27 protein-coding genes are annotated in these 25,843 nt (G+C 56.6%); all 27 read right to left on the bottom strand.

Annotated features, from left to right (window positions below; genetic code table 11):
* Nucleotides 1–10: 10 nt before the first annotated feature.
* Nucleotides 11–553 carry an ATP-dependent protease subunit HslV gene (hslV, locus tag GC56T2_RS05850; RefSeq protein ID WP_033022994.1) on the bottom strand — a complete coding sequence of 181 codons (543 nt, stop codon included), beginning with the start codon at nt 551–553 and terminating at the stop codon, nt 11–13.
* Between the two features lie 25 nt (nt 554–578).
* Nucleotides 579–1,481 carry a tyrosine recombinase XerC gene (gene xerC, locus GC56T2_RS05845; protein ID WP_144973718.1) on the bottom strand — a complete coding sequence of 301 codons (903 nt, stop codon included), beginning with the start codon at nt 1,479–1,481 and terminating at the stop codon, nt 579–581.
* A 94-nt stretch (nt 1,482–1,575) separates the two neighbouring features.
* Complete coding sequence (gene topA, locus GC56T2_RS05840; RefSeq protein WP_144973716.1) at nt 1,576–3,651, bottom strand: type I DNA topoisomerase; 2,076 nt, start codon at nt 3,649–3,651, stop codon at nt 1,576–1,578.
* A gap of 78 nt (nt 3,652–3,729) precedes the next feature.
* A complete protein-coding gene (gene dprA, locus GC56T2_RS05835; RefSeq protein WP_144973714.1) occupies nt 3,730–4,611 on the bottom strand; it encodes a DNA-processing protein DprA in 882 nt (293 codons plus the stop codon).
* Nucleotides 4,612–4,675: 64 nt separating this feature from the next.
* Nucleotides 4,676–5,578, bottom strand: coding sequence for a succinate--CoA ligase subunit alpha (sucD, locus tag GC56T2_RS05830; RefSeq protein WP_144973712.1), 903 nt, complete (start codon nt 5,576–5,578; stop codon nt 4,676–4,678).
* 17 nt (nt 5,579–5,595) lie between these two features.
* Nucleotides 5,596–6,756: an ADP-forming succinate--CoA ligase subunit beta gene (gene sucC / locus GC56T2_RS05825; protein WP_144973710.1), complete on the bottom strand. Its 1,161-nt coding sequence runs from the start codon at nt 6,754–6,756 to the stop codon at nt 5,596–5,598.
* Between the two features lie 117 nt (nt 6,757–6,873).
* Nucleotides 6,874–7,161 (bottom strand): EscU/YscU/HrcU family type III secretion system export apparatus switch protein, encoded by a 288-nt coding sequence (locus GC56T2_RS05820; protein WP_033022976.1) that lies wholly within the window; start codon nt 7,159–7,161, stop codon nt 6,874–6,876.
* Nucleotides 7,158–8,696, bottom strand: a complete 1,539-nt coding sequence (locus tag GC56T2_RS05815; RefSeq protein ID WP_144973708.1) for a flagellar hook-length control protein FliK — start codon at nt 8,694–8,696, stop codon at nt 7,158–7,160. The genes GC56T2_RS05820 and GC56T2_RS05815 overlap by 4 nt, the downstream gene beginning before the upstream one ends.
* A gap of 436 nt (nt 8,697–9,132) precedes the next feature.
* Nucleotides 9,133–9,909, bottom strand: coding sequence for a ribonuclease HII (locus tag GC56T2_RS05810; RefSeq protein WP_144973706.1), 777 nt, complete (start codon nt 9,907–9,909; stop codon nt 9,133–9,135).
* Nucleotides 9,910–9,994: 85 nt separating this feature from the next.
* On the bottom strand, nt 9,995–10,855 hold the full coding sequence (gene ylqF / locus GC56T2_RS05805) for a ribosome biogenesis GTPase YlqF (protein WP_033023254.1): 861 nt from the start codon (nt 10,853–10,855) through the stop codon (nt 9,995–9,997).
* 174 nt (nt 10,856–11,029) lie between these two features.
* The gene (gene lepB / locus GC56T2_RS05800; RefSeq protein WP_144973704.1) at nt 11,030–11,581 is read right to left on the bottom strand and encodes a signal peptidase I; all 552 of its coding nucleotides are present in this window, start codon (nt 11,579–11,581) and stop codon (nt 11,030–11,032) included.
* Nucleotides 11,582–11,668: 87 nt separating this feature from the next.
* The gene (rplS, locus tag GC56T2_RS05795; RefSeq protein ID WP_144973702.1) at nt 11,669–12,019 is read right to left on the bottom strand and encodes a 50S ribosomal protein L19; all 351 of its coding nucleotides are present in this window, start codon (nt 12,017–12,019) and stop codon (nt 11,669–11,671) included.
* 137 nt (nt 12,020–12,156) lie between these two features.
* Complete coding sequence (trmD, locus tag GC56T2_RS05790) at nt 12,157–12,891, bottom strand: tRNA (guanosine(37)-N1)-methyltransferase TrmD (protein ID WP_144977091.1); 735 nt, start codon at nt 12,889–12,891, stop codon at nt 12,157–12,159.
* Nucleotides 12,891–13,409, bottom strand: coding sequence for a ribosome maturation factor RimM (gene rimM, locus GC56T2_RS05785; protein ID WP_144973700.1), 519 nt, complete (start codon nt 13,407–13,409; stop codon nt 12,891–12,893). The genes trmD and rimM overlap by 1 nt, the downstream gene beginning before the upstream one ends.
* Before the next feature lie 15 nt (nt 13,410–13,424).
* Nucleotides 13,425–13,811: a YlqD family protein gene (locus tag GC56T2_RS05780; RefSeq protein ID WP_144973698.1), complete on the bottom strand. Its 387-nt coding sequence runs from the start codon at nt 13,809–13,811 to the stop codon at nt 13,425–13,427.
* 89 nt (nt 13,812–13,900) lie between these two features.
* A complete protein-coding gene (locus GC56T2_RS05775) occupies nt 13,901–14,137 on the bottom strand; it encodes a KH domain-containing protein (RefSeq protein WP_144973696.1) in 237 nt (78 codons plus the stop codon).
* Nucleotides 14,138–14,148: 11 nt separating this feature from the next.
* Entirely contained in the window at nt 14,149–14,421 is a 273-nt protein-coding gene (rpsP, locus tag GC56T2_RS05770; RefSeq protein ID WP_033022953.1) for a 30S ribosomal protein S16, read from the bottom strand.
* A gap of 94 nt (nt 14,422–14,515) precedes the next feature.
* Complete coding sequence (gene ffh, locus GC56T2_RS05765) at nt 14,516–15,856, bottom strand: signal recognition particle protein (protein WP_033022952.1); 1,341 nt, start codon at nt 15,854–15,856, stop codon at nt 14,516–14,518.
* 14 nt (nt 15,857–15,870) lie between these two features.
* The gene (locus GC56T2_RS05760; protein WP_033022951.1) at nt 15,871–16,203 is read right to left on the bottom strand and encodes a putative DNA-binding protein; all 333 of its coding nucleotides are present in this window, start codon (nt 16,201–16,203) and stop codon (nt 15,871–15,873) included.
* Between the two features lie 228 nt (nt 16,204–16,431).
* Nucleotides 16,432–17,418: a signal recognition particle-docking protein FtsY gene (ftsY, locus tag GC56T2_RS05755; RefSeq protein ID WP_144973694.1), complete on the bottom strand. Its 987-nt coding sequence runs from the start codon at nt 17,416–17,418 to the stop codon at nt 16,432–16,434.
* Between the two features lie 18 nt (nt 17,419–17,436).
* The gene (smc, locus tag GC56T2_RS05750; protein ID WP_144973692.1) at nt 17,437–21,000 is read right to left on the bottom strand and encodes a chromosome segregation protein SMC; all 3,564 of its coding nucleotides are present in this window, start codon (nt 20,998–21,000) and stop codon (nt 17,437–17,439) included.
* A gap of 160 nt (nt 21,001–21,160) precedes the next feature.
* Entirely contained in the window at nt 21,161–21,895 is a 735-nt protein-coding gene (gene rnc / locus GC56T2_RS05745) for a ribonuclease III (RefSeq protein WP_033022942.1), read from the bottom strand.
* A gap of 158 nt (nt 21,896–22,053) precedes the next feature.
* A complete protein-coding gene (locus GC56T2_RS05740; protein ID WP_011230691.1) occupies nt 22,054–22,287 on the bottom strand; it encodes an acyl carrier protein in 234 nt (77 codons plus the stop codon).
* A 181-nt stretch (nt 22,288–22,468) separates the two neighbouring features.
* Nucleotides 22,469–23,212 (bottom strand): 3-oxoacyl-[acyl-carrier-protein] reductase, encoded by a 744-nt coding sequence (fabG, locus tag GC56T2_RS05735; RefSeq protein WP_144973690.1) that lies wholly within the window; start codon nt 23,210–23,212, stop codon nt 22,469–22,471.
* A 2-nt stretch (nt 23,213–23,214) separates the two neighbouring features.
* The gene (fabD, locus tag GC56T2_RS05730; protein WP_144973688.1) at nt 23,215–24,156 is read right to left on the bottom strand and encodes an ACP S-malonyltransferase; all 942 of its coding nucleotides are present in this window, start codon (nt 24,154–24,156) and stop codon (nt 23,215–23,217) included.
* Between the two features lie 2 nt (nt 24,157–24,158).
* Entirely contained in the window at nt 24,159–25,160 is a 1,002-nt protein-coding gene (plsX, locus tag GC56T2_RS05725; RefSeq protein WP_144973686.1) for a phosphate acyltransferase PlsX, read from the bottom strand.
* Nucleotides 25,144–25,740, bottom strand: coding sequence for a transcription factor FapR (gene fapR, locus GC56T2_RS05720; protein ID WP_033022932.1), 597 nt, complete (start codon nt 25,738–25,740; stop codon nt 25,144–25,146). Before fapR ends, plsX begins: the two co-directional genes overlap by 17 nt.
* Nucleotides 25,741–25,843: the final 103 nt, after the last annotated feature.

Here is a 25,843-nt window from a genome sequence, read left to right as displayed (position 1 = left end):
CTCCTCCTTTTTACAGCTCTTCCACTATGATATGGCCGTTCGTATAGACGCAAATGTCAGCGGCAATCTCGAGCGCTGCCTTGGCGATATCTTTGGCGGTCAGCGAGCCGCCGGCATACTTCTTTAACGCGCGTCCAGCGGCGAGCGCATAGTGGCCGCCCGAACCGATCGCCAGCATGCCATCGTCCGGCTCGATCACTTCGCCGGTGCCGGAGACAAGCAACAGATGGTCTTTGTCCATCACGATCAACATCGCCTCAAGGCGGCGCAGCACTTTGTCGCTCCGCCATTCTTTCGCCAATTCCACCGCCGCGCGCGGCAAGTTGCCATTGAACTGCTCGAGCTTGCCTTCGAACATCTCAAACAGCGTAAACGCATCAGCGACCGAGCCAGCAAACCCGGCAAGCACGTTTCCTTGAAACAGCCGCCGCACTTTTTTGGCCGTCTGTTTCATGACGACCGCATTGCCGAACGTCACTTGGCCGTCGCCCGCCATCGCCGCTGCCCCGTTATGGCGGATGGCAAAAATCGTCGTCGCATGAAAAGTTCCCATCATTGTCCCCTCCCTGCCGGCGGGCCTACGCCCGCGGATGCGCCTGCAAATAAATGTGCCGAAGCCGGTCTTTCGTCACATGCGTATACACTTGGGTCGATGACAAATGCGTGTGGCCGAGCAGCTCCTGCACGGAGCGAAGGTCGGCTCCGTTGTTGAGCAAATGGGTCGCAAACGTGTGCCTCAGCACGTGGGGGCTGATCTGCTGCGTCAGCGCCGCCGCTTCCACGATCCGTTCGAAAACGTACCGCGCCCCTCGAGGCGTGAGCGGGTTGCCGCGGGCGTTAACAAACAAATAGCGGTGATCTGCCGCCAACGTTTTCGTGAGCTCGCGCCGCCCGCCGTGGATATACCGTGTGAGCGCCTCACAAGCCGCGCGCCCGAACGGGACGTAGCGCTGCTTGTTTCCTTTGCCGTGAATGAATACGGTCTGCGCTTGGAAATCGACGTCGGACAATTGAATGTGACAACATTCACTAATCCTGGCACCTGTCGCGTACAACAGCTCAAGCAGCGCCGCGTTGCGCTGGCCAAGAGCGGTATTCTCATCATTGACAAGAAAGAGCGCTTCTAATTCCTGTGGATATAAAAAATTCGGAATGGTTTGCTCTTTTTTCGGCAGCGCCGCAAACGCAAACGGATTTTCAGCCGCCCGCCCCTCGCGCAGCAAAAACTTGTAAAAGCTGCGCAAACTCGAAATTTTGCGGGCGATCGAACGGCTCGATAGCTTTTGCCCGTACAGCTTCGTCAAATACAAGCGGACATCGCTATAGGCCACGTCCTCAAGCCGACCGATCCCCTCGGCGCTCATAAACTGCAAAAACTGCTCAATGTCGCGCCGGTAGCACACAATAGTATATTGTGAATAATTTTTCTCGATTTGTAAATATTCCAGGAACAATTGTAATACAAGTTTCGAATTTTCCATTGCCTCACCTCGCAGCGGCTCCTTCATCGTACCATACGATGGCATAAAAGCGCAACTATTTTTTATAAAATTCTGAATTGTGGCCGGCGCCTGTTTAGACGTCCGGCCGTTCTTCGTAGTCGCACGCCGTGCATTGCACTTGCGCGCCCTTTTTCAATTTTTTCTCAATGAGCAGCCCACCGCATTTTGGGCACGGACGAGCGAGCGGCTGGTCCCAAGAAACAAAGTCACAGTCCGGAAAGCGATCGCAGCCATAAAACACTCGCTTCCGCTTGCTGCTGCGCTCCACGATTTCGCCTTCACGGCATTTCGGGCACTTGACGCCGATGGACTTCAAAATCGGCTTCGTATGGCGGCATTCTGGAAAATTCGAACAGGCGATAAACTTGCCGAAGCGGCCCATTTTGTACACCATCGGACTGCCGCACACGTCGCAATCGATGCCGGCCGGCTCATCTTTCAAATCCACTTCGCGCATCTCTTTTTCCGCTACTTTCAGCCGTTTCTCAAATTCGCGGTAAAACTCGTCGACGACTTCGATCCAGCCCACTTTTCCTTCTTCGATTTCATCCAATTCTTTTTCCATTTTCGCCGTAAACTCGACATCGATAATTTCCGGAAAAAACTCGAGCATCAGCTCAACAACGATTTCGCCAAGCTCCGTTGGAATGAACCGCTTGTTTTCCAAGACGACGTAGTTGCGCTTTTGAATCGTATCAAGCGTCGGCGCATACGTCGACGGACGGCCGATGCCGAGCTCTTCCAGCGTTTTCACGAGGCGCGCCTCTGTGTAACGCGGCGGCGGTTGGGTGAAATGCTGCTTCGGTTCAATCGCTTCGCTCTTGACGGTTTCTCCCTCTTCCAAGTTCGGCAGCAGCCGGTCTTGTTCCTCCGTCTGATCGTCCGATCCTTCGATGTATACTTTCATAAAGCCCGGAAACTTGACCTTTGACCCGTTGGCGCGGAACATGACGCCGTTGTTTTCCAGCTCCACGCTCATCGTGTCAAGGACGGCCGCTGCCATTTGGCTGGCGATGAATCGCTCCCAAATCAATTTATAGAGCCGGAATTGATCGCGCGTCAAATACGGCTTTACTTTTTCCGGATCGCGAAAGGCTGATGTCGGACGAATCGCTTCATGGGCATCTTGGGCATTGGTACTTTTCTTTTCCTTCCGTTTTTCTTGGTTGACGTACGAAGCGCCAAACGCCGCCTCGATGTATGCCGCCGCTTCCCGCTGCGCCGTTTCGGCGATGCGCGTTGAATCGGTGCGCATGTATGTAATCAAACCGACGGTCCCCTCGCCGCCGAGGTCGATTCCTTCATACAGCTGCTGGGCGACCATCATCGTTTTTTTCGTGCGGAAATTGAGCTTGCGCGCCGCTTCCTGCTGCAGTGACGACGTGGTAAATGGCGGCACTGGACTGCGCTTGCGCTCGCGCTTGGCGACCGTTTTGACGGTGAACGAATTCCCTTGCAAGCGGGAAAGCACCGCTTTCACGTCTTCTTCCGTCTTTATGTCGCGCTTTTGCCCATCGATGCCGTAAAAGGAGGCGGTGAACGTTTCCGTGCCTTTTTGCAGCACCGCTTGAATCGTCCAATATTCTTCCGGACGGAATTCGCGAATTTCTTTTTCCCTTTCGATGATGAGGCGCAGGGCGACCGACTGTACGCGGCCGGCGCTCAACCCTTTTTTCACCTTCTTCCATAGGAGCGGGCTGATATTGTAACCGACGAGTCGGTCGAGCACGCGCCGCGCCTGCTGGGCGTCCACTAGGTTCATATTGATGGCGCGCGGCTGTTGAAACGATTGTTGAATGGCGTCTTTTGTAATTTCGTGGAACACGACGCGGCAATCCGAATGGATGTCGAGATCGAGCATGTTGGCCAAATGCCAAGCAATCGCCTCTCCTTCGCGGTCCGGGTCGGCGGCAAGAAACACCTTTTTCGCTTTTTTCGCCGCCGTTTTCAGCTCTTTAATCACCTGGCCTTTGCCGCGGATCGTAATGTACTTCGGCTCATAGCCGCGGTTTATATCAACGCCCATTTGGCTTTTTGGCAAGTCTCGGACGTGGCCCATCGAAGCTTTGACCGTATATTTTTTTCCTAAGTATCGTTCGATCGTCTTCGCTTTCGTTGGCGACTCGACGATAACTAAGTAGTCTGACATCGATCTTCCACCCCTAGGAGGTAAATTGAAATCTTCATTATTATTAATGATTATGGCCACATTTGTCAAACATGATCGCTACAAGTACGGGAATTCAGCGATCACATCGTCCGCTTGTTGCACTAGTTTGGCCCCGTGCTGAATGAGCGTATTCGGGCCAGCGGATTCGGCCAAACCGATCGGACCGGGGACGGCGAACACTTCGCGCCCTTGCTCGAGCGCATACGCGGCGGTGATGAGCGAGCCGCTTTTCACCCGGGCTTGTACGACGATCGTGCCGAGCGACAATCCGCTGATGATGCGGTTGCGAGCCGGAAACTGCCACGGCTGCGGTCTTGTTGCCGGCGGGTGTTCAGCGATCACGAGATGTTCTTCCATGAGCTGCCGGGCAAAGGAACGGTGGGCCTTTGGATAAACGTGGTCAAGCCCGCCGGCGATGACCGCGATCGTCGTGCCGCCGTGCCGGACGGCCAGTTGATGGGCGCAAACATCAATGCCAAAGGCCAGTCCGCTCACGATCGTAAAACCGGCGGAAACGAGCGGCGGCACCAGTTTTTCCAACGCGGCGATCCCTTCTTTCGTCGGATGTCGCGTTCCGACGATGCTGATCAGCTTCACTTGTTGAAGCAAAGCGAGGTTCCCTTTCGCGTACAGCACCCATGGCGGCGCGTGGATATGCTTTAGCAGCGGCGGATAGTCGGCGTCCCATAACGTGATGAGGCGAATGCCCCGGCTGTGGTATGCTTGCAGCAGCCGCTGCATATCGATGGCATGCAAGTCGTGGAAAAAGGCGTTCCATTGCGCATCGGAGAGCGGGACAAGGGAGCGGAGGGCAGAGGGAGAGAGCGAAAATGGAGCAGAAAGCGTAGCATCAGCGGCCAACAGCGCCTGAATCGTCTTCCATCCCGCCCCACGGCAATGGTGGAGATGGATGAGCCGGTCGCGAACCGTATCGTACATCGTATTCCCCTTTCTCGCAACAGGATAAACAGCACCCCGCACGCAAGGGTGCGGGGCAGGAACATTAATGCGTTTTGCATTTTTCGTACAAGCCGCGCTCTTTCAGGACGGAAATGAGCGTTTCGCCGATGACGGCCGGCGTTTCCGCCACTTTGATGCCGCATTCGGTCATTTTTTTGATTTTTTCCGCAGCCGTGCCTTTGCCGCCGGAAATGATCGCGCCGGCATGGCCCATCCGTTTGCCCGGAGGCGCCGTCTGCCCGCCGATGAAGCCGACGACCGGTTTCGTCATGTTCGCTTTCACCCATTCAGCCGCTTCTTCTTCGACCGTGCCGCCGATTTCGCCGATCATAATGACGGCGTATGTCTCTTCGTCCTCGTTAAACGCCTTCAGCACATCGATGAAGTTCGTGCCGTTGACCGGGTCGCCGCCGATACCGACCGCCGTTGACTGGCCGATGCCGGCTTGCGTCAGTTGGTGAACCGCCTCGTACGTCAGCGTGCCGGAGCGCGAGACGATGCCGACATGCCCTTTTTTATGGATGTAGCCCGGCATAATGCCGATTTTGCATTCCTCCGGCGTGATGACGCCCGGGCAGTTCGGGCCGATGAGGCGCGTCTTTTTGCCTTCCATGTACCGTTTCACTTTCACCATATCAAGCACCGGAATGCCTTCGGTGATGCAGACGACGAGATCGAGCCCGGCATCGACCGCTTCCATGATCGCATCGGCGGCAAACGCCGGCGGAACGTAAATGACCGAAGCGTTCGCGCCCGTTTTTTCGACCGCTTCCGAAACGGTGTCAAACACCGGCACGCCTTCGACTTCCGTGCCGCCTTTGCCCGGCGTGACCCCGCCGACAATGTTCGTTCCGTATTCAATCATCTGTTTTGTATGAAACAGCCCTTGCGAACCGGTAATCCCTTGCACGATCACTTTCGTGTCTTTATTGACAAAAACGCTCACGTGTCTCCCTCGCTTTCTTAACGTACTAGCTCGACGATTTTTTGCGCGCCGTCCGCCATCGATTCCGCCGCCGTAATGTTCAAGCCCGACTCTTCTAAAATCTTTTTCCCGAGCTCGACGTTCGTTCCTTCGAGGCGAACGACGAGCGGAAGCGTCAAGCCGACTTGCTTCGTCGCTGCGACGATGCCGCTCGCGATGACGTCGCATTTCATAATGCCGCCGAAAATGTTGACGAAAATGCCTTTCACGTTCGGATCGGACAAAATGATTTTGAACGCTTCCGTCACTTTTTCCTCGCTGGCGCCGCCACCGACATCGAGGAAGTTGGCCGGCTCGCCGCCGTAATATTTGATGATGTCCATCGTCGCCATCGCCAAGCCGGCGCCGTTGACCATGCAGCCGATGTTGCCGTCAAGGGCGATGTAGTTCAAGTCATATTTCGACGCTTCGATTTCTTTCGGGTCTTCCTCGTCCAAATCGCGGTACTCCAAAATGTCCGGATGGCGATAAAGGGCGTTGGAGTCAAAGTTCAATTTCGCATCGAGCGCCATTACTTTGCCGTCGCCGGTGACGACAAGCGGGTTGATTTCGGCGATCGAGCAGTCTTTATCGACAAATACTTGGTACAAGCCCATCATAAATTTCACCGCTTGATTGACGAGCGGTTTCGGGATGTTGATGTTGAACGCCAATCGGCGCGCTTGGAACGCCTGCAGCCCAACAGCCGGATCGATGTATTCTTTAAAAATTTTCTCCGGCGTTTTCGCCGCCACTTCTTCGATTTCCGTGCCGCCTTCTTCCGAGCCCATCAAGACGACGCGCGAGGTGGCGCGGTCGACGACAAGGCCGATGTAATATTCTTTTTGAATGTCGCATCCTTCTTCAATGAGAAGCCGCTTGACTTCTTTTCCTTCCGGGCCGGTTTGGTGCGTGACGAGCACTTTGCCAAGCAATTCGCCGGCGTATGTACGAACTTCCTCTAAGCTTTTCGCCACTTTCACCCCGCCTGCTTTGCCGCGCCCGCCGGCATGAATTTGCGCCTTGACGACGCACACCGGCGTGCCGAGCGCTTTCGCCGCTTCGACCGCTTCATCGACCGTAAACGCGACGCGGCCGTTCGGAACGGATACGCCATAGCTCCGCAAAATTTCTTTTGCCTGGTATTCATGAATGTTCATGCGCCAACCTCCTATGTATAAGATCAAAAAGTCTTAGCGCTTTCATTTTATACCTAACGTTTCCCGGTTGTCCACCGTTTCGTCACAATAATGAAAAAAAGCGGGGAAGAGGAAACCTCATCCTTTCCCCGCTTTTTGTTCTTTGGCGGCGCGGTCTAGATCGTATAAAAACGCAAACAGCTCCGCCACGAGCGCATACAGCTCTTCGGGAATCGTCTCATTCAGCTCCACTTCGCTGAGCAATTCAACGAGCACGGGGTCTTTTCGGATCGGAACGCCGTGTTGTTCGGCCATCTCGATGATCGCCTCAGCGACCGCCCCGCTCCCTTTCGCCTTTACCACGGGCGCTTCGTCCACATGGGCATCATACGACAACGCAACCGCCTTTTTTCTCCCCTCGCTCATGCCCGCCAGTCCACCCCGCTGCCGCCGCTTTGAAACGGAAAGAGAGAAGGCGGGCAAGCGGCAGACGCCGCCTTGACATCCACCCCTGACAATCGATAACCGTGCGCCTGAAACCGCTCTTTCGCGAGCGGGGACAACCGAGCGATCAGCGCCGACAGCTGCGGATCATCGTGAAAAATGGAAATGTGAACGATCCGCCGCTGCACGCGCATATCGACGACCACCTCGCCCAACTCTTCAAGCGTCAGCGAACAGACGATGCGGCTGTAATCGGTGTCAAGCGTCCGCTCATGGCTTCGCCTTCCTTGCCAATAGACGACCAAATCGCTGTCATGGCGGCCAAGCGGAAGCGGAAAGGCGAGCCACGCGTGCTCCATCGCGCCGTCGCGGCCCGAAGCGATGGCCATGCCGTCCAGCCGGTCAAGCAACGCTTCCGCCGTCCGTTTCGCCCCGCTCGTTTCCGGATCGTGAAGAAGGCGAAGGAGCAGCCCTTTTAACGATGAGGGCGCGACAGGCGCCGAACCCGTTTTCAGCGCGCGGGCGAGTTCCGCCTCGTCGCCAACCCCAAGGCGAGCCGCCATCCGGCGCAGCCAATGAAACACGGACAGCGCCGGATCGCGGGCCGTTCGGGCGGCCGCCCACAGCTCTGCTTCCGCCCTAGGGAGCCCCCCGCGGCGAAAAGCGGCGTCCACCGCGGCAACTCGGGCGAAAAATCTTTCCTCATCCGTCACACCGAGCAGCCGCCCCACTTCAGAAAAACGCCGCTGCCGCAACGCCTCGCGAAGCGCCATACGGCCGTCCTTGGTCAACGGGGCGAGCCCGAGGCGAGCCCAGAGCGCCGACGCTGGCTCCGCTCCTTCCTGCCGAGCCGCTAACGCTACATGGGCTGCCGTCTCGTAGGCAAACAGCGAGGGCGAAAGAAGACGTTCGAAGTCCTGCCTGAGCGCCACCGTCCCCGGCTGGGCGGGAAGGGCGGCGAGCGCCGCCTTTAGTTCCGTCAACAATGAAGCGAGCGGCGCTCCCGCTCTCGCTGCCCACAGGGCGCGAAACACGGCCGGAGACGGCGGCAAACCGCGGCGAAACAAATGGGCGAGCACTTCTTCCGCGCTGTCCGGTTGCCCGGTTTGCTGCGCCGCCTCGGCCAGCTTCACCACCTCCGTTTTGGTCACAACCGCTCCCGCTTTCAGCGCCTGGCGAAGCACCGGCAAGGCGGCATCCGACAGCTTCCAAGCGCGCTGCCATTGGCGCGCAGCCTCTTCAAGCGAATGGGCGCCCGCCCCCGACAGCGGCACCGCTTTCCACCGGCCTTGTTCGTGAATTTCAAACAAATAGAGCCGTCCCTCAGTGAGCGTCGCTTCGAGCCGGGCACGAATGAGTTGGCCGCCGGCTCGAACGAGCGCCGACCGCTCTCCCGTTTCCGTCTCTTCCACTTGTTCCACCCGGCCGATGATGGCCTCTCCTGGCGCCAACGGTCGTCTAGACGCCGGATCGCGCACAGCAGCTACCGGCAACGTTCGTTCCATCCGCTCGACCATTCCCCTCCCCCTTTCTATATAAGTTGCCATAAACAATTTCCGATTTTTCGTTGCGGGTTTCATCTAAGTACAAGTTGATGATGATAGAACGAGTCGAGTAATCAGCGGGATGTAAAACAAACTTTCAACTTATATAGCTCGTCGTTTCCCTTTGATCGTCCGTGTCGATGCAACCCCTTTCCATACGATGAGGTTGACATGCTCGGACGGTGTGAAGCAAAGCGGGTCGACACCGGCGCCCTTTTGCTTTCCAGGACGATGTCCTCGTTGGCCGTCTCCCGCTGAAAACGAGCAACGGTCATTCATGAGGATCGCTTGGCGCTTTGGCGAAAGCCGTTCGCATGCAAAACAACGAATGAAAGAAAATCGATCGTTATCGATGGCCATTAAGCGCGATGGGCGAGCGCTACACCTCGCTTTTCCATCATCAGAGCCGTTAACGATGTTCATTGAGCGCTTCGCGCACCGGCGCAAAGGAACGGCGATGCTCAGGCGTCACTCCGTAACGGCGAATAGCTTGTAAATGTTCCGGCGTCCCGTAGCCCATATGGCGAGCGAATCCATATTGCGGATAGCGGCGGTCCAATTCGGTCATCCAGCGGTCGCGCGTGACTTTGGCGATGACCGATGCCGCAGCGATGGAAGCGCTGCTGGCATCGCCTTTGATCAGCGATCGTTGCGGCAATGAGCTCGGAACCGTCATGGCATCGACAAGCAAATAGTCAGGCGGCGGGGAGAGGTTCTCCACCGCTTTCGCCATCGCCCGCCTCGTCGCCTCGTAAATATTCCACTCATCGATTTCCGCCGCGCTGACGATCCCGATGCCAATAGCGACAGCGCACGCTTCAATTTGTGCAAACAACGCTTCGCGCTTAGCCGGTGTAAGCCGTTTGGAATCGTCAAGCCCCGGCAAGTAAGCGCCTGCCGGCAAAATGACGGCGGCGGCCACAACCGGACCAGCGAGCGGACCGCGGCCCGCCTCATCGATACCAGCGATGCGAGCGGCGCCGGCCGCGTACAGCTCCCGCTCCCAGCGCAGCAACGCTTCCCATCGCTGCTTCTCCGCCCGGCGGCGCGCCTGCTCCCTGTCCAAACGAGCGAGAAGCGCCTGCACGCTCTTGCGCTCATCCCGCCGCAGCCATTCCCAATGCGGATCGTCGGCGCCAAGCTGTGGAAGAAGCGCCTCAATCTCCTTGACCGTATACCGTTTCATTCGTCTCTCCCTCTTCTACTTATACTATCGGTTCGATCAGGCCGGACGTCAAGCACGGCCCGCAAAAAAACGCCCGCCGGACAGCTCACGTCCGTAAAGCGGGCGCTTCAAAACTTAAGCGGCCTAATTTTTCGGTCCGAATATCAGACAGCACAATCTCCGCAACTTTGTCGTAATCCACGCCGCCGCCCGCTGTCAAACAGCCGCGACGCCGCCCGATGGCCTCAAACAACGCGACGATGTCGGCGGGAATGTCATCGAGATCATAACGCGAAAGGAGCCGCTCCGGATAATGAGCGGACAAAAAACGGAGCGCGTAAACGGCGACATCTTGCCCATTCAAAATTTCATCTTTGATGGCGCCTGTCACCGCCAGCTTGTAACCGACATCCTCATCCTCAAACTTCGGCCATAGAATGCCGGGTGTATCGAGCAACTCCATTTCTTTGCCGACCTTGATCCATTGCTGCGCCTTCGTCACTCCCGGCTTGTCGCCGGTTTTCGCGATATGGCGGCCCGCCAGCCGGTTGATGAGCGTCGATTTGCCGACATTCGGAATGCCGACGATGAGCGCCCGAACCGGACGCGGGTTTTTAATCCCTTTGGCCCGCATCTTGGCGAATTTGTCTTTCACCATCTCTTTCGCCGCTGCAGCCAGTTGCCTCACTCCCGTCCCGCTTTGCGCATCGATGGCGATCGCGGTTTTCCCTTGCTCGCGAAAATAGCGAATCCATTGTTCCGTCACCGCCTCATCGGCCATATCGGCCTTGTTAAGCAAAACGAGGCGCGGCTTTTGCCCAAGAATCTCATCGATCATAGGATTGCGCGAAGACATCGGCACACGGGCGTCAAGCAGCTCAAAAGCCACATCAATCCATTTTAGTTTTTCTTGCACTTCCCGCTTCGCTTTCGCCATATGACCGGGAAACCATTGAATCGTCGCCATAGCCTTCACCTGCCTTTCGTTGATTCGTGATGACGCTTTGTTTGTTGCCTGCCGATGCGTCACGATCGTGGATTCCGTCTGAAAGAGACGGCCCGTATGGATGAAAACCGAAACGACGGGCAGCGAGCTTTCTCCCGACCACACCGCTGGCGCTTTGAACGGGTTGCGATCGGGTCATTTCACGATGCGGGCGTCCTGGAGCGGCCAATAGACGATGCTCGCCTTGCCGACGACTTTCGACATCGGAATGAAGCCGATATGGCGGCTATCTTTACTGAAGCGGCGGTTGTCGCCCATCACGAACAAATACCCTTTCGGCACGGTGCTCCGTCCAGTCAATTCTTTGAGCGTGAACGGCTCCGTCAACGGCCCATAAGCCACTTGCTTTTTGGCTTCAGCCAAATATGGCTCTTCATACGGCTTGCCGTTGACATAAAGCGTGTCGTTTCGATATTCGATTCGGTCGCCCGGCAGGCCGATGACCCGCTTAATATAGTCTCTCCCCGCTTCGGCGTGAAACACGATGATGTCGAAACGATGCGGGGTGCCTATTTTATAGGCGAGCTTATTGACGATCATCCGTTCATGATTATGTAACGTCGGCATCATCGAATAGCCGTCGACAATGATCGGGGCGAAAATGAAATAGCGAATGCCCCCAGCGAGCAGGACAGCGACAACAATGGCTTTCATCCATTCGCGCCATTCGCTTTTTTTCTGTTCCATCATCATCCCACCTACGTTCAAATTTGCAATAGCGAAAAAAGGAGCTTGAAAGCAAGCTCCTTTTCCGCTACGTCCCAACGATGTCCGTTATTGAGCCGTTTTTTCCTTAATGCGCGCCGCTTTGCCGCGAAGCTCACGCAAGTAGTACAGTTTCGCGCGGCGGACTTTCCCGCGGCGGACGACTTCCAGCTTGGCGATTTTCGGCGTATGCACCGGGAACGTGCGCTCAACGCCGACGCCGTAGGACACTTTGCGGACGGTGAACGTTTCGCTGATGCCCGCCCCGCGCCGTTTAATGACGACGCCTTCGAACACTTGGATGCGCTCACGGTTGCCTTCCACGACTTTTACGTGGACGCGCACCGTGTCGCCCGGGCGGAAATCCGGCAAATCGGTCCGCAACTGCTCTTTCGTAATTTTTTGGATCAAATGATGCATCTCGTTCCACTCCTTCCACAGATGTTCATGCCAATGAAAAATCGTCATTGCAGCGGAACATCGTTTTCCGTCCTCAAGCCAACCGCCTAAGGCCACACAAGGAACATAATAGCACAAATCGCGAGTGCAGGCAATAGCTATTGACGTTCCTCTTCCCACTCTTTCAGCCATTGTTTTTGCTTGTCGGTAAGCGGGTAATCGGCAAGCAAATCCGGGCGGCGCAAAAATGTCCGGCGCAGCGATTCCTTCTCGCGCCATTCGGCGATCCGCTGATGGTTTCCGGACAGCAGCACATCCGGGACTTTCAGGCCGCGAAAATCGGCCGGCCTCGTGTATTGCGGGTACTCGAGCAGCCCGGAGCTGAACGAGTCATCGACGGGCGATGCCTCGTTGCCAAGCACGCCCGGAAGGAGGCGGACCACGCTGTCGACAATCACCATCGCGCCAAGCTCCCCGCCGGTCAAAATGTAGTCGCCGATCGAAATTTCATCGGTGGCCAAATATTGACGGATGCGTTCATCATACCCTTCGTAATGGCCGCAAATAAGCACCAAATGCTCTGCTTTCGCCAACTCCTCGGCTTTTTTTTGCGTGTAGCGCTCTCCTTGTGGACAAAGCAAAATGATGCGGGCGCGGGGCGATCCGGCGGTGACGTGCTCGACGGCATCAAAAATCGGCTGCGGCTTGAGCACCATGCCGGCGCCGCCGCCATATGGATAATCATCGACCGTTTTGTGCTTGTTGTCGGCAAATTCGCGGAAATCAACGAGGTGAATGGCGACGGCTCCTTTTTCTTGCGCTTTCTTGAGAATGGATTCATTCAGCACGCCGGAAAACATGCCAGGAAACAGCGTCAAAATGTCGATCCGCATCACGCAAGCAGCCCTTCCATCGGCCGAATGACGATCGTTTTTTGCTCCGGATCGACATGGATGACCACCTCTTCAATATACGGAATGAGCACGTCTGAACCGTCCTCACGGCGGACGACCCACACGTCGTTCGCCCCCGGCGTCAAAATTTCCGTGACGGCACCGATCGTCTCTCCGCCTTCTGTCACGACGATGCATCCGATGATCTCATGAAAATAATACTCGCCCTCATCGAGCTCGCCCAGCTGGCTTTCTGGCACTTTCAGCATCGCGCCTTTGAACGGTTCGACCTCGTTAATGCTGTCATAGCCTTCAAACGACAAGAGGTCAAACGATTTGTGGACGCGATGGCTTTTCACCGTCACTTCTATCGGCTCGTCGTCTCGTTCGCGGAAAATATACAGCTTGTTTCCTTTCTTGTATCGCTTCTCCGGAAAATCGGTGCGCGAAATGACGCGCACTTCGCCGCGGATGCCGTGCGTGTTGACGATTTTGCCGACGTTAAACCACCGTTCCATCCCCTTCATCCTTTCCTAGCGAATCTCTTTGACGACGCCGTCTTCAATGATGATGGCGCGCGCCTTCGTCACCTCTTCCCATCGGTCGCCGACGTTCACCTCGATGAGCGCCTCAACGTCCCGCTCTTTTAACTCGCTCCCTAACGGTAGGATGCGCAATTGCTCCAATTGGAACTCAAGCAGCTTGATTTTCTCGATGCGATCATCGATTTCCTTGGCGAAATAGTGCTTGACTAAAGCGGGCGGGTGCTTCCCACTTTTTTCCACCCGTTTTTGTTCAAAGCGAAGCTGGTCGCATTCGCGTTCAAGCTGTTGCTTGCGCTGAAGAAACGAGGCGGCAAGCGTCTGTTTGCTGCGCTCGGTGACCACTTGTCGCACTTCGACCGTTTGAATGAGCTTCATCGTCCCCCTCCTTTTCGGCATCAAACCATGCCTTCGCCGACCGCATCCAGCTTTGGCCTGACGATATCAAAAAAGGGAGAGGAACTTCCTCACCCTTTGTCCTTCACCTGCACGATCACCCGCTTGGACGCCCCGGCGGCAGCGGCGGCGACCACGGTACGGATCGCTTGGATCGTCCGCCCGTGTTTGCCGATCACTTTGCCGATGTCATCGTCATGCACCGACAGTTCACAAATCAACGCCGCCTCGCCTTCGCGGCACTCAACCGCCACGGCTTCCGGATGATCGACAAGCGCCTTGACGATCGTTTCAATGAGCGGTTTCATGTCCATCCCGCTTATTTTCCGTATTTTAAGTGATGGAACTTCTCCAAAATGCCTTGCTTCGACAGCAAGCTGCGCACCGTGTCCGACGGTTTGGCGCCGTTTTGCAGCCATTTGAGCGCCAGTTCTTCGTCGATGTTGATTTGCGCCGGTTCAGCGACCGGGTCGTACGTGCCGATCGTTTCAATGAAACGGCCGTCGCGCGGTGAACGCGAGTCCGCTACCACGATGCGGTAAAACGGTTTTTTCTTTGCACCCATGCGTTTTAAACGAATTTTTACTGCCATAGTTTGTACGCACCTCCGTATAGTGTTCACACAAGATAGTATATTAACAATTCTTCTTCCGTTTGTAAAGGTTTTTCGCTTAACAGATCTGGATTTACATAAATGGAAAACGGAAACCTTTCTTTTTGCCTTTCGGGACGTTTGTCATCATTTTCATCATTTTTTTCATCTCGTCAAACTGCTTGAGCAGCCGATTCACTTCTTGCACCGTCGTGCCGCTTCCTTTGGCGATCCGCTTTTTTCGGCTACCGTTGATGATTTCCGGATGCATTTTCTCTTCCTTGGTCATCGAACGAATGATCGCCTCAACGCGGGCGATTTGCTTTTCATCGACTTGAATGTTGGCGAGTCCTTTGATTTTATTGGCACCCGGCAACATTTTAATCAGCTCGTCAAGCGGTCCGAGTTTGCGCACTTGGCCAAGCTGATCCAAAAAGTCGTCAAGGGTGAACGTGGCGGTGCGCATTTTTTGCTCGAGCTCTTTCGCCTTCTCCTCATCGACGGCGGCCTGCGCCTTTTCAATCAGCGTCAACACATCGCCCATGCCTAAAATGCGCGACGCCATTCGCTCCGGATGGAACGGCTCCAACGCGTCGAGCTTTTCGCCCATCCCAGCAAACTTGATCGGCGCCCCGGTGACGGCGCGGATCGACAGCGCGGCCCCTCCGCGCGTATCGCCATCGAGCTTCGTCAAAATCACGCCGGTGATGCCGAGCTGTTCGTGAAAGCTTTGCGCGACGTTGACGGCGTCTTGCCCGGTCATGGCGTCGACGACGAGGAAAATTTCATCCGGCTTGACGGCCTCTTTCATTTGTCTGAGCTCATCCATCAGCCCCTCATCAATGTGAAGGCGTCCGGCGGTGTCAATGAGCACATAATCGCAATGCTCCGCCTTCGCCTGCTCAAGCGCCCGCTTGGCGATCTCAACCGGGTTTTCGTGCTCGCCTAACGAAAAGACAGGCACGCTGAGCTGTTTGCCAAGCGTCTCGAGCTGCTTGATCGCCGCCGGCCGGTAGACGTCGGCAGCTACCAAAAGCGGCTTGCGGTTATGTCGCTTGCGCAGCCAGTTGGCGAGCTTCCCGGTCGTCGTCGTTTTCCCCGCCCCTTGCAATCCGACCATCATGACAACCGTCGGCGGCTTTTTGGCGACGGCAATTTGGCTTTGTTCGCCGCCCATTAACGCCGTCAATTCTTCCTTGACAATTTTGATGACTTGCTGGCCCGGCGTCAAACTTTTCATTACTTCTTGCCCGACCGCCCGCTCGCTCACTTGTTTGATGAAATCTTTCACCACTTTAAAGTTGACATCGGCTTCCAAAAGCGCGAGGCGCACTTCGCGCATCATTTCTTTCACATCGGCTTCGGTGACTTTTCCTTTGCCGCGGATGCGGCTCATCACCTGCTGCAAACGTTCAGACAACCCTTCAAACGCCATGGCGGTCTCCCTCCCTAGTCGAGTTCGTCAAGCTCATCGACGAGCGCCGCCAATTGGGCGTCAGCGCCGTAATGCCGGTCGATGTAGTCTCTCAGCCGCTCGATCGCTTGCTGCCGCCGTTCATACTTGCGCAGCAACCCGAGCTTTTCTTCATACTGTTCCAGCATCGCTTCCGTGCGCCGGATGTTGTCGTACACCGCCTGGCGGCTCACTTGATACTGCTCAGCAATTTCTCCGAGGGAGTAGTCGTCCAAGTAGTACAGCGCCATATAATTGCGCTGTTTCGGCGTCAGCAGCGCTTGGTAAAAATCGTATAAATAGTTCATGCGCATCGTTTTTTCCAGCACTGGACTCTCCCTCCCTCATTGTTAAGTAAAATACCTTTACAACCATGTAGTGTACTGTTTTTTTCTCTGCGTGTCAAGCGCAGAAAAGCGCCCGCCGCTTCGCTTGGCCATTTGGAAGCGAACGCCCCGCCCCCCGAGCAGTCGGCGCCTCCGCTTTTCCGGTTATCTAGTTTTCAGAGCGCGCCCGCCCCCGAGCGGGGCCGTGCCCGTGAACGTCGTTGCGTCCGTTTACGAGTCGAGCCAATCGGCAAACAGTCCATACACGTATTGTTCGGGATCGAACACTTGCAAATCGTCCATTTTCTCGCCGAGCCCGACGAGCTTCACCGGAATGTTCAGTTCATTGCGGATGGCCAAAACGATGCCGCCTTTGGCCGTGCCGTCGAGCTTCGTCAGCACAATGCCGGTCACATCGGTCGCTTCTTTAAACAGCTTCGCTTGGCTCATGGCGTTTTGGCCGGTCGTCGCATCGAGCACGAGCAGCACTTCATGCGGCGCGCCTGGAATTTCGCGGCTGATGACGCGCTTCACTTTTTCAAGTTCTTTCATCAAATTCACTTTGTTTTGCAGCCGGCCAGCCGTGTCGCACAGCAAGACGTCGACCCTGCGCGCTTTCGCCGCTTGAATCGCGTCATACATGACCGCCGCCGGGTCGGAGCCGGCCGCTTGCTTAATGACGTCGACGCCGACGCGCTCGCCCCACACCTCAAGCTGCTCGATCGCCCCGGCGCGGAACGTATCGCCCGCGGCCAAGAGCACCGATTTCCCTTCCGCTTTCAGCTTATGGGCAAGTTTGCCGATCGTCGTCGTTTTGCCGACGCCGTTGACACCGACAAACAACATGACCGTCAGCCCGCCTTCTTGTATATTCAAAGCGGAAAGTTCTTTGTCATCCGCGCCGGCGCGGTAAATGTCGATGAGCTTCTCGGCGATGACATCGCGCATTTGCGCTGGATCTTGAATGTTGCGGCGCTTCACTTCCATTTTCAATTCGTCGACCAGTTCCATGACGGTCGCCACGCCGACATCGGCAGCGATCAAAATTTCCTCGAGCTCCTCAAAAAATTCTTCATCCACTTTCCGGTAGCGGGCGATGAGATCGTTCACCTTCCCGGCAAACGACGTTCTCGTTTTCGACAGCCCTTCTTTGAATTTTTCGGTGACCGTATCCGCTTGTTTCGTCCATTTTTCCTTCAACTTTTGAAAAAAGCCCATGGAGGCTCCTCCCTTCTGTTATGACTGCACGAGCTGCTTCGAATCTTCAAGGCGGACGGAAACGAGCTTCGAGACGCCCGATTCCTGCATGGTGACCCCATACAATACGTCAGCCTCTTCCATCGTTCCTTTCCGGTGGGTGATGACAATAAATTGCGTATCGCGGCTGAATCGCTTCAAATACTGGGCATAGCGCTGCACGTTCGCCTCATCGAGCGCCGCCTCCACTTCATCAAGGACGCAAAACGGCACCGGCCGCACCTTTAAAATCGAAAACAAAAGCGCGATCGCCGTCAGCGCCCGCTCCCCGCCCGAGAGCAAGCTCAAATGCTGGAGCTTTTTCCCGGGCGGCTGGGCGACGATGTCGACTCCCGTCTCGAGCAGATCGCTCGGATCGGTCAGACGCAAATCAGCGCGCCCACCGCCGAACAGTTCACGAAACACCTCGCCAAAATGGGCGCGGATTTGTTCAAACGTTGAGAAAAATCGTTTTTTCATTTCCTCGTCCATTTCTTCGATAACTTGGTGAAGCGTCGCCTTCGCTTCCTCGAGATCCGCTTTTTGCTCGCTCAAAAAGCGATGGCGCTCGGAAACGCGCTCATACTCGTCGATCGCTCCCAAGTTGACGGTACCGAGCTCTTCGATGGCGCGTTTGATGAGCTTCACCCGCTTGCGCGCTTCATCGGCGCTGATCTCAAGCGTATGCCGAGAGCGAGCGGCTTCCAGCGACAGCCCGTACTCTTCGCCGAGGCGGGCGAGCAAATTGGCCAGCTCCACGTCAAGCCGATTCAGCTTCACTTCCTCATCTTTGACGACTTCGATGAGCTGCTTATGACGCCGCTTCGCTTCTTTCCATTCTCGTTCCAAATGCTCAAGCCGCCGTTGGCAGTCAAGCCGCTGTTCACGGCGGCTGGCGATCAGCTCGACCGTTTTTTGCTTGTCCTCGAGCTTTTGCCGCCGCAGCTGCTCCAGTTCTTCCTCGTTCCATTCCGGCGCTTCCATGTCGGCGCGCAAAGAAGCGCGTTCGCGCTCCGCCTGCTGCAGTCCGCGCTCGGTTTCCACAAGCTCCGCCTCGATCTCTTCCGCTTTCCGGCGCGCGTGCTTGACGCGCTCTTTCGTTTCCGCCAGCGCGATTTTTTTCTCGGTGATCGCCGCCTGAAGCGCTTCTTTCGTCGTTTGCTCGGTCTGTTTCTGCGCCTGCAACCGCTCAATTTCTTCCTCAATCGCCCGCAACTTCCCGTTCAGCTGCTCAAGCTCGCGGTCTAAGCCGGCCAGGCGGGCCGTGAGCGCCGCCATTTCTTGTTCATCGCCGGCCTTTTCTTGATCATAAAAAGCGAGCTGCTCATCGATTCGCTTTTTCTGCCATTCGAGCTCGCGCTGCTTCTCTTTTTCTTGTTGCAGCGCCTGTTCGAGCGCAGCGAGCTCCGCTTTGAGCGTCGCCGCTTCGCCTTCCCATTGTTCGCATTCGCGCTGCTTTGCGGTCACGTCGCGCTCCAAGCGGGCGATGACATCGTCCATTTCCCGCAGCTTGGCGGCAAGCGCCTCCAGCTCGCGATTTCGTCCGAGCAACGAGGCGGCTTTTTTTCCCGTCCCGCCGCCGGTCATCGCCCCGCCCGGGCTGACGACATCACCGTCGAGCGTCACGAGCCGGTACCGGTAGTGAAGCAGTCGCGCCAATTCGTTCGCCCCTTTTAAATCGGCCGTCACGATCACATGACCGAGCAAATGGGCGATCGCCGCCTCAAAGGCGCGATCGTACGAAATGAGCTCGCTGGCGATGCCGACAAACGCCGGATGGCCGCTGATCGCTGCCCGCTCCCGTTCAGAAAGGGAGCGCGGTTGGATGACATCGAGCGGCAAAAACGTCGCCCGTCCATAACCGTTTGTTTTCAAAAATTGAATGGCTTGCCGCGCCGCTTGTTCATTCTCGACAACGATGTGCTGCATCGCGCCGCCGAGCGCCGTTTCGATCGCCGTTTCATAGCGGTCGGGAACGCGGATGAGTTCCACGACCGCCCCGCGGATGCCCGAAAGCCGCCCGCGCGCCTTGAGCACTTCTTTCACTCCTTGAAGAAAGCCGGCGTACTCTTGCTGCATTTCCTCAAGCCACTGCCGGCGCGCTTTCGTCTGCTGCCGGTATTGGCGCGCCTGTTGAAGCGAGGCGTTTTTCTGTTCGATCTCCGCCCGCCGTTCCTTGAGGGCCGCCTCAAGGGCAAGAAGTCTGCTGCTTGCCGCGGCCATCGCTTGCTGGAGGCGGGATTGCTCAGCCATTACCGCCGCTCGCTGCCGATCGAGCTCATCGCGCTCCTTGACGTAGTGGCGGTTCCCTTCCTCTGCTGCCGATCGCTTCGCGCGGAGCTTCTCGAGAGCTTGCTCGACATGCAGACGTTCGTTTTTCAATGCCGCCTGTTCATGGACGAGATCGATGTAATCGCTCTTGCGCCGCTCCATCTCTTCTTCGATGTCCATGTCTTGGGCAGCTAGGGCCGCCTGCTGTTCGCCCAACTCCTTCTCGAGCGCGGCAGCGGACGATTCGAGCTGGGCAAGGGCGGCTTTTTCCTCCCGGAGTTGCTCTGTCAAACGGCGCCGCTTGGCTGTCAAAGCGGCCGACGTTTCCTCGAGCTGGCCGATGCGCTGAGCCGCATGTTTTTTCCGCTCTTTCAACACTTCCTTCCGCCCCTCGAGCTTTTCGAGCTCTTCGCTCGCCAACAGCAAGACTTGTTGAAGACCGTCAACCGACTCGTCAATGGCGGCTATTTGATCGCGCAGCTGCTCCATGTGAGCCTCCATTTTTTGTAGTTCTGCCGCCACTCTCCCCTCTTCCTGTTGATGCTCGCTGAGCGCCTCGTTCCACTCGCTCCATTGCCGATGCAGCTGCTCGATGTCATGCACCATGAGCGCCACTTCAAAGCGTTCAAGCTCATCCCGTTTTTCCAAATATTCTTTGGCGACCGAAGCTTGCATGCGAAGCGGTTCAAGCTGTTGCGTCAGCTCATGCAAAATGTCGTTGACGCGATGCAAATTGTCTTGCGTTTCCGCCAGCTTCGTTTCGGCCTTTTTTTTGCGCCATTTATATTTCAACACCCCGGCTGCTTCTTCAAAAATCGTGCGCCGTTCCTCCGGCTTGCTGCTTAAGATTTCTTCGACCCGGCCTTGGCCGATGATCGAAAACGCCTCCTTGCCGAGCCCCGAATCGAGAAACAAATCGACGATATCCTTCAACCGGCACGGCTGGCGATTGATGAAAAACTCGCTTTCCCCGGAGCGATAGACGCGCCGGGTCACGCTCACTTCCTGATACTCGAGCGGCAAAAAGCCGTCTTCATTGTCGAGCGTGATCGTGACTTCAGCGACGTTCAGCGGCTTGCGCGATTCGCTGCCGGCAAAAATGACGTCCTCCATCTTGGCGCCGCGCAGCGATTTCGCCGACTGTTCGCCGAGCACCCAACGAATGGCATCGGTAATGTTGCTTTTGCCGCTCCCGTTCGGACCGACGACCGCCGTTACGCCGGGGACGAATTCGATCGATACGCGGTCGGCGAACGATTTAAAGCCGATTACATCCAATCGTTTGAGGAACATGGTCTGATGCCTCACCATCTTTCCGCTTATCATATCGTCCGCCACGTTCACAGTGGCGAACCGGGATGTTCGATTCTTTCATCCTCGTTATCAATATACCATATCGCAAAAGAAAAAACGCCGGCTGAAAAAAAAGAACTGACGGAACATCGCCAGCCTTTCACTGCCTGTCGGCGGCCCGCAGCGCCTCGAGCGCCATTTGCGCCGCATGCTGCTCGGCTTCTTTTTTCGAGCGGCCGACGCCAACCCCGAGCTCTTGGCCGTTTAACGCGACCCTAGCGACAAACTCTCGATTGTGAGCCGGCCCCTTTTCTTCCAAAATAGCGTATTCAAGCGTTCCGCTGCCATCGCGCTGCACGAGTTCTTGCAGCTGGCTTTTAAAATCCATCACATGAGAAAAAGCACCTTCATCGATTTTCGGGAACATCGTTTGTTCCAAAAAGCGAATGACGGCGTCCATTCCTTGGTCCAAATACAGAGCGCCGATAAACGCCTCAAACACGTCAGCGAGCAGCGCCGGACGCGTCCGCCCGCCGGTCAGCTCTTCGCCTTTGCCAAGCAAAACGAGCTCGCCGAACGACAAAGCATTGGCGAATTTGACTAACGACGGCTCGCACACAACGGCGGCCCTCAGTTTCGTTAGCTGTCCTTCACTCATGTGCGGAAACTTTTGGAACAAATATTGCGAAACGGTCAATTCGAGCACCGCATCGCCCAAAAACTCGAGCCGTTCGTTGTCCTCATGGAACCGCCGCCGATGCTCATTCACATACGATGAATGGGTGAACGCTTGAATCAGCAGTTTTTCGTTTTGAAACGTGATGCCGATTTTTTGTTGCAGCTCTTGAAACTTCGCCCGCCTTTTTTCATGGATGCGCTCTTTTTGTTTTGACATACAACTGCCCTCCGACTTCGTTCCAACCAAAACTGGCCGTATCTCCCTTTTATTATATCCGTTCACCGGCCTGCTACGCGAGCGGGCCGCCCGCCCGATGTTCCCGAAAAAGCAGAGAAAGCCCCGTTCGGAGCAACGGGACTTTGCAAAAAGCAGCATTACAAACGGCTTTTTATGTAGTTCACAGCATCTCCGACTGTGACGATTTTTTCCGCTTCCTCATCGGAAATTTCCATGTTGAACTCGTCTTCTAGCTCCATGACCAATTCGACGATATCCAGCGAGTCGGCGCCCAAGTCATCTTTGAACGATGCCTCAAGCGTCACTTGCGATTCGTCCACGCCCAAGCGGTCGACAATAATTTTCGTTACCCGTTCGAGTACGTCTGCCATTCGCCTTCACCTCCCTTCATGATTATAGTCGATTGGCCGTAAAAATACTAGAGGGCTGATGGCGGAATGCGGCAGCCAAGCGCGCCTTCCCCCATCCATGCCCGAACGCGGGCCCGCTGCGGCCGTTCGTTCCCGAGCGGACGGCCCGCGTTTTCCACCGGCGTTTTCCGGTCCGTGCCGATTACGGCATGACCATGCCGCCATCGACGTGAAGCGTCTGGCCGGTCATATAGCCGGCCGCATCCGAGGCGAGAAACGCGACAACGCGGGCGACGTCATCCGGCTCGCCAAAGCGGGCGAGCGGAATTTGTTTTAGCATGGTTTCTTTTTGCTCCGCGCTGAGCGCTTCCGTCATATCGGTCGTGATGAACCCCGGCGCAACGGCGTTGACCGTAATGTGGCGGCTGGCGAGTTCGCGCGCCGCCGTCTTCGTCAGCCCGATGACGCCGGCTTTGGCGGCAACGTAATTCGCCTGCCCCGGGTTGCCGATCACGCCGACGACCGACGCGATGTTGACGATCCGTCCGTAGCGCTGCTTCATCATCGGCCGCGCGACCGCCTTCGTACAAAGAAATACCCCTTTTAAGTTCGTGTTAATCACGGCATCCCATTCTTCTTCCTTCATCCGCATCAATAAGTTGTCGCGCGTAATGCCGGCGTTGTTCACCAAAATGTCGAGGCGGCCGAATGAGTCGAGCGCCGCTTTGACCATGCGTTCCACATCGGCGGCAGAAGCGACGTCCGCCTGCACGGCGAACGCCTCGCGACCAAGCGAGCGAATCGTTTCGACCACTTCGTTCGCCTTTGCTTCGCTGCCGGCATAGTTGACGATGACGTTCGCCCCTTGGCGGGCGAGCTCCAGCGCGACAGCTCGACCGATGCCGCGCGACGCTCCGGTGACGAGGGCGATTTTTCCTTCGAGCATCGTTATTCTCCTTTCAGCGCCGCAACAACCGCTTCTAGGGAAGCGAGATCGTTCACCGCATAAACGCGGACGTTGCGGTCGATTTTTTTCACGAGGCCGGACAACACGTTCCCTGGGCCGATTTCCACAAACGTGTTGACCCCAAGCGCCAACAGCGTGCGCACCGACTGCTCCCAGCGCACCGGTGAATAGAGTTGGCGCACGAGCAGATCGGCGATGTCTTCTTTCTTCGTCACCGGCTCGGCCGTCACGTTGGCAATGACCGGAATGGCAGCGTCGCGAATGGTTAAGCCCGCCAAGACGGCGTTCAGCTGTTCGGCCGCCGGCTTCATGAGCACAGAATGGAACGGCCCGCTCACCTCAAGCGGAATGACGCGCTTGGCGCCGCGCTCTTTTGCCAGCTGCCCCGCTTTTTCCACCCCGGCTTTCGAACCGGAGATGACGATTTGCCCCGGGCAATTGAAGTTCGCCGGCGCGACCGGATCGCCTTGGGCGGTGATTTCGCTCGTCACCGCCTCGAGCGCCGCGGCATCCATTCCCAAAACGGCCGCCATCGTCCCTTCGCCGGCCGGCACCGCCTCATTCATCAATTCGCCGCGGCGGCGAACGGCATAGACCGCATCGGCAAATGACATCGCCTCGGCGGCAACGAGCGCCGTATATTCGCCCAAGCTATGTCCGGCGACATAATCGGCGCTCAGCCCGGCCGCTTTGACGAGTTCGAGCAAGGCGATGCTCGCGGTCAAAAGCGCCGGCTGGGCGTTGTACGTGAGCGTCAACTCCTCTTGCGGCCCGTTGAACATGAGCGCGGAAAGCGGAAACCCGAGCCGCTCGTCGGCCGCTTCAATGACCGCGCGGGCGCGGGCGTCATGGTCGGCGGCATCTTTGGCCATGCCGACGACCTGTGACCCTTGTCCAGGAAACAAAAAGGCGATCTTCCCCATCGTTATCCCTCCTTGATCAATGCAGCCCGCTCCAGCTCCGCTTTGATGGTGCCGATCACATCATGGGCCACCATGTCACGCGCTTGGCGGACCGCGTGGAAAATAGCGTTCGCATCGGACGAACCGTGCGCTTTAATCAGAGGGGCGTTCAGGCCAAACAGCGCTGCCCCGCCGTATTCGGAGTAGTCCATCATCTTTTTCAGCCCAACAAGCTTCGGTTTGAGGGCGGCAGCGGCGAGCTTGGCCGCCACGCTGCTTGTCAGCGCCTGCTTGAGCAAGGAAAACAGCGCCATCGCTGTTCCTTCGATCGTTTTTAAAGCGACATTGCCGGAAAAACCGTCAGCGACGACGACATCAGCCGCCCCTTGCAGCAAATCGCGCGCTTCGACGTTGCCGATAAAATGAAGATCGGTTTCTTTCAGCAAAGCAAACGCCCGCTTCATCGTTTCATTCCCTTTTTGGTCTTCGGTGCCGACATTGAGCAAACCGATGCGCGGGTTCGCGATCCCCCGCACTTGCTTGGCGTACACATGCCCCATCAGCGCATATTGCTGCAAATGTTCCGGGCGGGCGTCCACGTTGGCGCCGACGTCTAAAAAGACAAACCCTTTTCCGTCCACCGTCGGCAGCGTCGGCGCGAGCGCCGGTCGGTCGATGCCGGCCGCTCGCCCAACGACAAACAACCCGGCGGCCATGAGCGCCCCGGTGTTGCCGGCGGAAATGCCGGCGTCCGCGCGCCCTTCTTTCACTTCCTCGGCCATGCGCACAAGCGACGAACGTTTTTTGCGCCGCACCGCCCGCACCGGCTCATCGGCCGCCTCGATCACTTCATCGGTGTGAATGACCGCGATGCGCTCCTCGCTCGGCAAATGCGGGCGAATTTTCGCTTCATCGCCGATCAACGTGATGCGAATATCGGGAAAGTGCGCGGCGGCCCTTGCCGCGCCAAGCACGATTTCATGCGGGGCGTGATCTCCCCCCATAGCATCAATCGCGATGTTCATTGCTGTCGCCATCCTTTTTTTCCATGTTTGAACGATACATTTCGAACGTTCCGGAAAACACGAGCTCTTGGCCGACATAGCTGTTTACGTCAACGACCGTGCGCCCGCTTTCCGTTTTTCCGGTCACTTTCGCCTTCGCTACGACCCGCTCGCCTTCTTTCACTTGCCGTACAAAGCGGATCGTCGCTTTTGCCGTCAGCGCCAATTCATCGTGGATGACGGCAACCGCGAGCGAATTCGCTTGGGCGAACAAATGGTGGCCGCGGGCGATGCGGGTGCGCCGAAACACGTGCTCCTCTTTGACATCAAAAATGGAAATCGCGCTCGCATCCGGTTCGATGTCAATGATGTCGCCGATCACTTCCTCAAGCGGCAGCGCCCGCACTTTATCGGCGAACGACTGGCGGGCGACGTGTTTAATCCGCTCGCGCAGCTCGGGAATCGAGAGCTCAAGCCGGTCAAGGCGGATCGTCTGCACGCTGACAGAAAACTTCTCCGCCAGCTCCTCATCGGTCACAAACGGATTTTCGCGGATCGTCTCCTGCAGCAGCCGTTGCCGTTCGCGTTTGCTTTTTCTCATCGCTCGTTACACCGTCCGAATTTATGACTAGGTACTAAAAGTAATATATAATATCAACAGCCGAAATGCAAGCAAAAAAAGTGGACCGCGACGACACCGGCAG

The sequence above is a fragment of the Geobacillus sp. C56-T2 genome, assembly GCF_007829715.1.
Taxonomy (GTDB): Bacteria; Bacillota; Bacilli; order Bacillales; family Anoxybacillaceae; genus Geobacillus; species Geobacillus icigianus.
Note: the sequence above shows the minus strand (reverse complement) of the source record. Positions and strands in the feature narration are given on the sequence as shown.

Bases quoted from the DNA above. Each gene is read 5' to 3' on its own strand.
- hslV (WP_033022994.1), bottom strand. From the start codon at position 553: ATGGGAACTTTTCATGCGACGACGATTTTTGCCATCCGCCATAACGGG.
- xerC (WP_144973718.1), bottom strand. From the start codon at position 1,481: ATGGAAAATTCGAAACTTGTATTACAATTGTTCCTGGAATATTTACAA.
- topA (WP_144973716.1), bottom strand. From the start codon at position 3,651: ATGTCAGACTACTTAGTTATCGTCGAGTCGCCAACGAAAGCGAAGACG.
- dprA (WP_144973714.1), bottom strand. From the start codon at position 4,611: ATGTACGATACGGTTCGCGACCGGCTCATCCATCTCCACCATTGCCGT.
- sucC (WP_144973710.1), bottom strand. From the start codon at position 6,756: ATGAACATTCATGAATACCAGGCAAAAGAAATTTTGCGGAGCTATGGC.
- GC56T2_RS05820 (WP_033022976.1), bottom strand. From the start codon at position 7,161: ATGAGCGAGGGGAGAAAAAAGGCGGTTGCGTTGTCGTATGATGCCCAT.
- GC56T2_RS05815 (WP_144973708.1), bottom strand. From the start codon at position 8,696: ATGGTCGAGCGGATGGAACGAACGTTGCCGGTAGCTGCTGTGCGCGAT.
- GC56T2_RS05810 (WP_144973706.1), bottom strand. From the start codon at position 9,909: ATGAAACGGTATACGGTCAAGGAGATTGAGGCGCTTCTTCCACAGCTT.
- ylqF (WP_033023254.1), bottom strand. From the start codon at position 10,855: ATGGCGACGATTCAATGGTTTCCCGGTCATATGGCGAAAGCGAAGCGG.
- lepB (WP_144973704.1), bottom strand. From the start codon at position 11,581: ATGGAACAGAAAAAAAGCGAATGGCGCGAATGGATGAAAGCCATTGTT.
- rplS (WP_144973702.1), bottom strand. From the start codon at position 12,019: ATGCATCATTTGATCCAAAAAATTACGAAAGAGCAGTTGCGGACCGAT.
- trmD (WP_144977091.1), bottom strand. From the start codon at position 12,891: ATGCGGATCGACATTTTGACGCTGTTTCCTGGCATGTTTTCCGGCGTG.
- rimM (WP_144973700.1), bottom strand. From the start codon at position 13,409: ATGGAACGGTGGTTTAACGTCGGCAAAATCGTCAACACGCACGGCATC.
- GC56T2_RS05780 (WP_144973698.1), bottom strand. From the start codon at position 13,811: ATGAAGCTCATTCAAACGGTCGAAGTGCGACAAGTGGTCACCGAGCGC.
- GC56T2_RS05775 (WP_144973696.1), bottom strand. From the start codon at position 14,137: ATGAAACCGCTCATTGAAACGATCGTCAAGGCGCTTGTCGATCATCCG.
- rpsP (WP_033022953.1), bottom strand. From the start codon at position 14,421: ATGGCAGTAAAAATTCGTTTAAAACGCATGGGTGCAAAGAAAAAACCG.
- ffh (WP_033022952.1), bottom strand. From the start codon at position 15,856: ATGGCGTTTGAAGGGTTGTCTGAACGTTTGCAGCAGGTGATGAGCCGC.
- ftsY (WP_144973694.1), bottom strand. From the start codon at position 17,418: ATGGGCTTTTTTCAAAAGTTGAAGGAAAAATGGACGAAACAAGCGGAT.
- smc (WP_144973692.1), bottom strand. From the start codon at position 21,000: ATGTTCCTCAAACGATTGGATGTAATCGGCTTTAAATCGTTCGCCGAC.
- rnc (WP_033022942.1), bottom strand. From the start codon at position 21,895: ATGTCAAAACAAAAAGAGCGCATCCATGAAAAAAGGCGGGCGAAGTTT.
- GC56T2_RS05740 (WP_011230691.1), bottom strand. From the start codon at position 22,287: ATGGCAGACGTACTCGAACGGGTAACGAAAATTATTGTCGACCGCTTG.
- fabG (WP_144973690.1), bottom strand. From the start codon at position 23,212: ATGCTCGAAGGAAAAATCGCCCTCGTCACCGGAGCGTCGCGCGGCATC.
- fabD (WP_144973688.1), bottom strand. From the start codon at position 24,156: ATGGGGAAGATCGCCTTTTTGTTTCCTGGACAAGGGTCACAGGTCGTC.
- plsX (WP_144973686.1), bottom strand. From the start codon at position 25,160: ATGAACATCGCGATTGATGCTATGGGGGGAGATCACGCCCCGCATGAA.
- fapR (WP_033022932.1), bottom strand. From the start codon at position 25,740: ATGAGAAAAAGCAAACGCGAACGGCAACGGCTGCTGCAGGAGACGATC.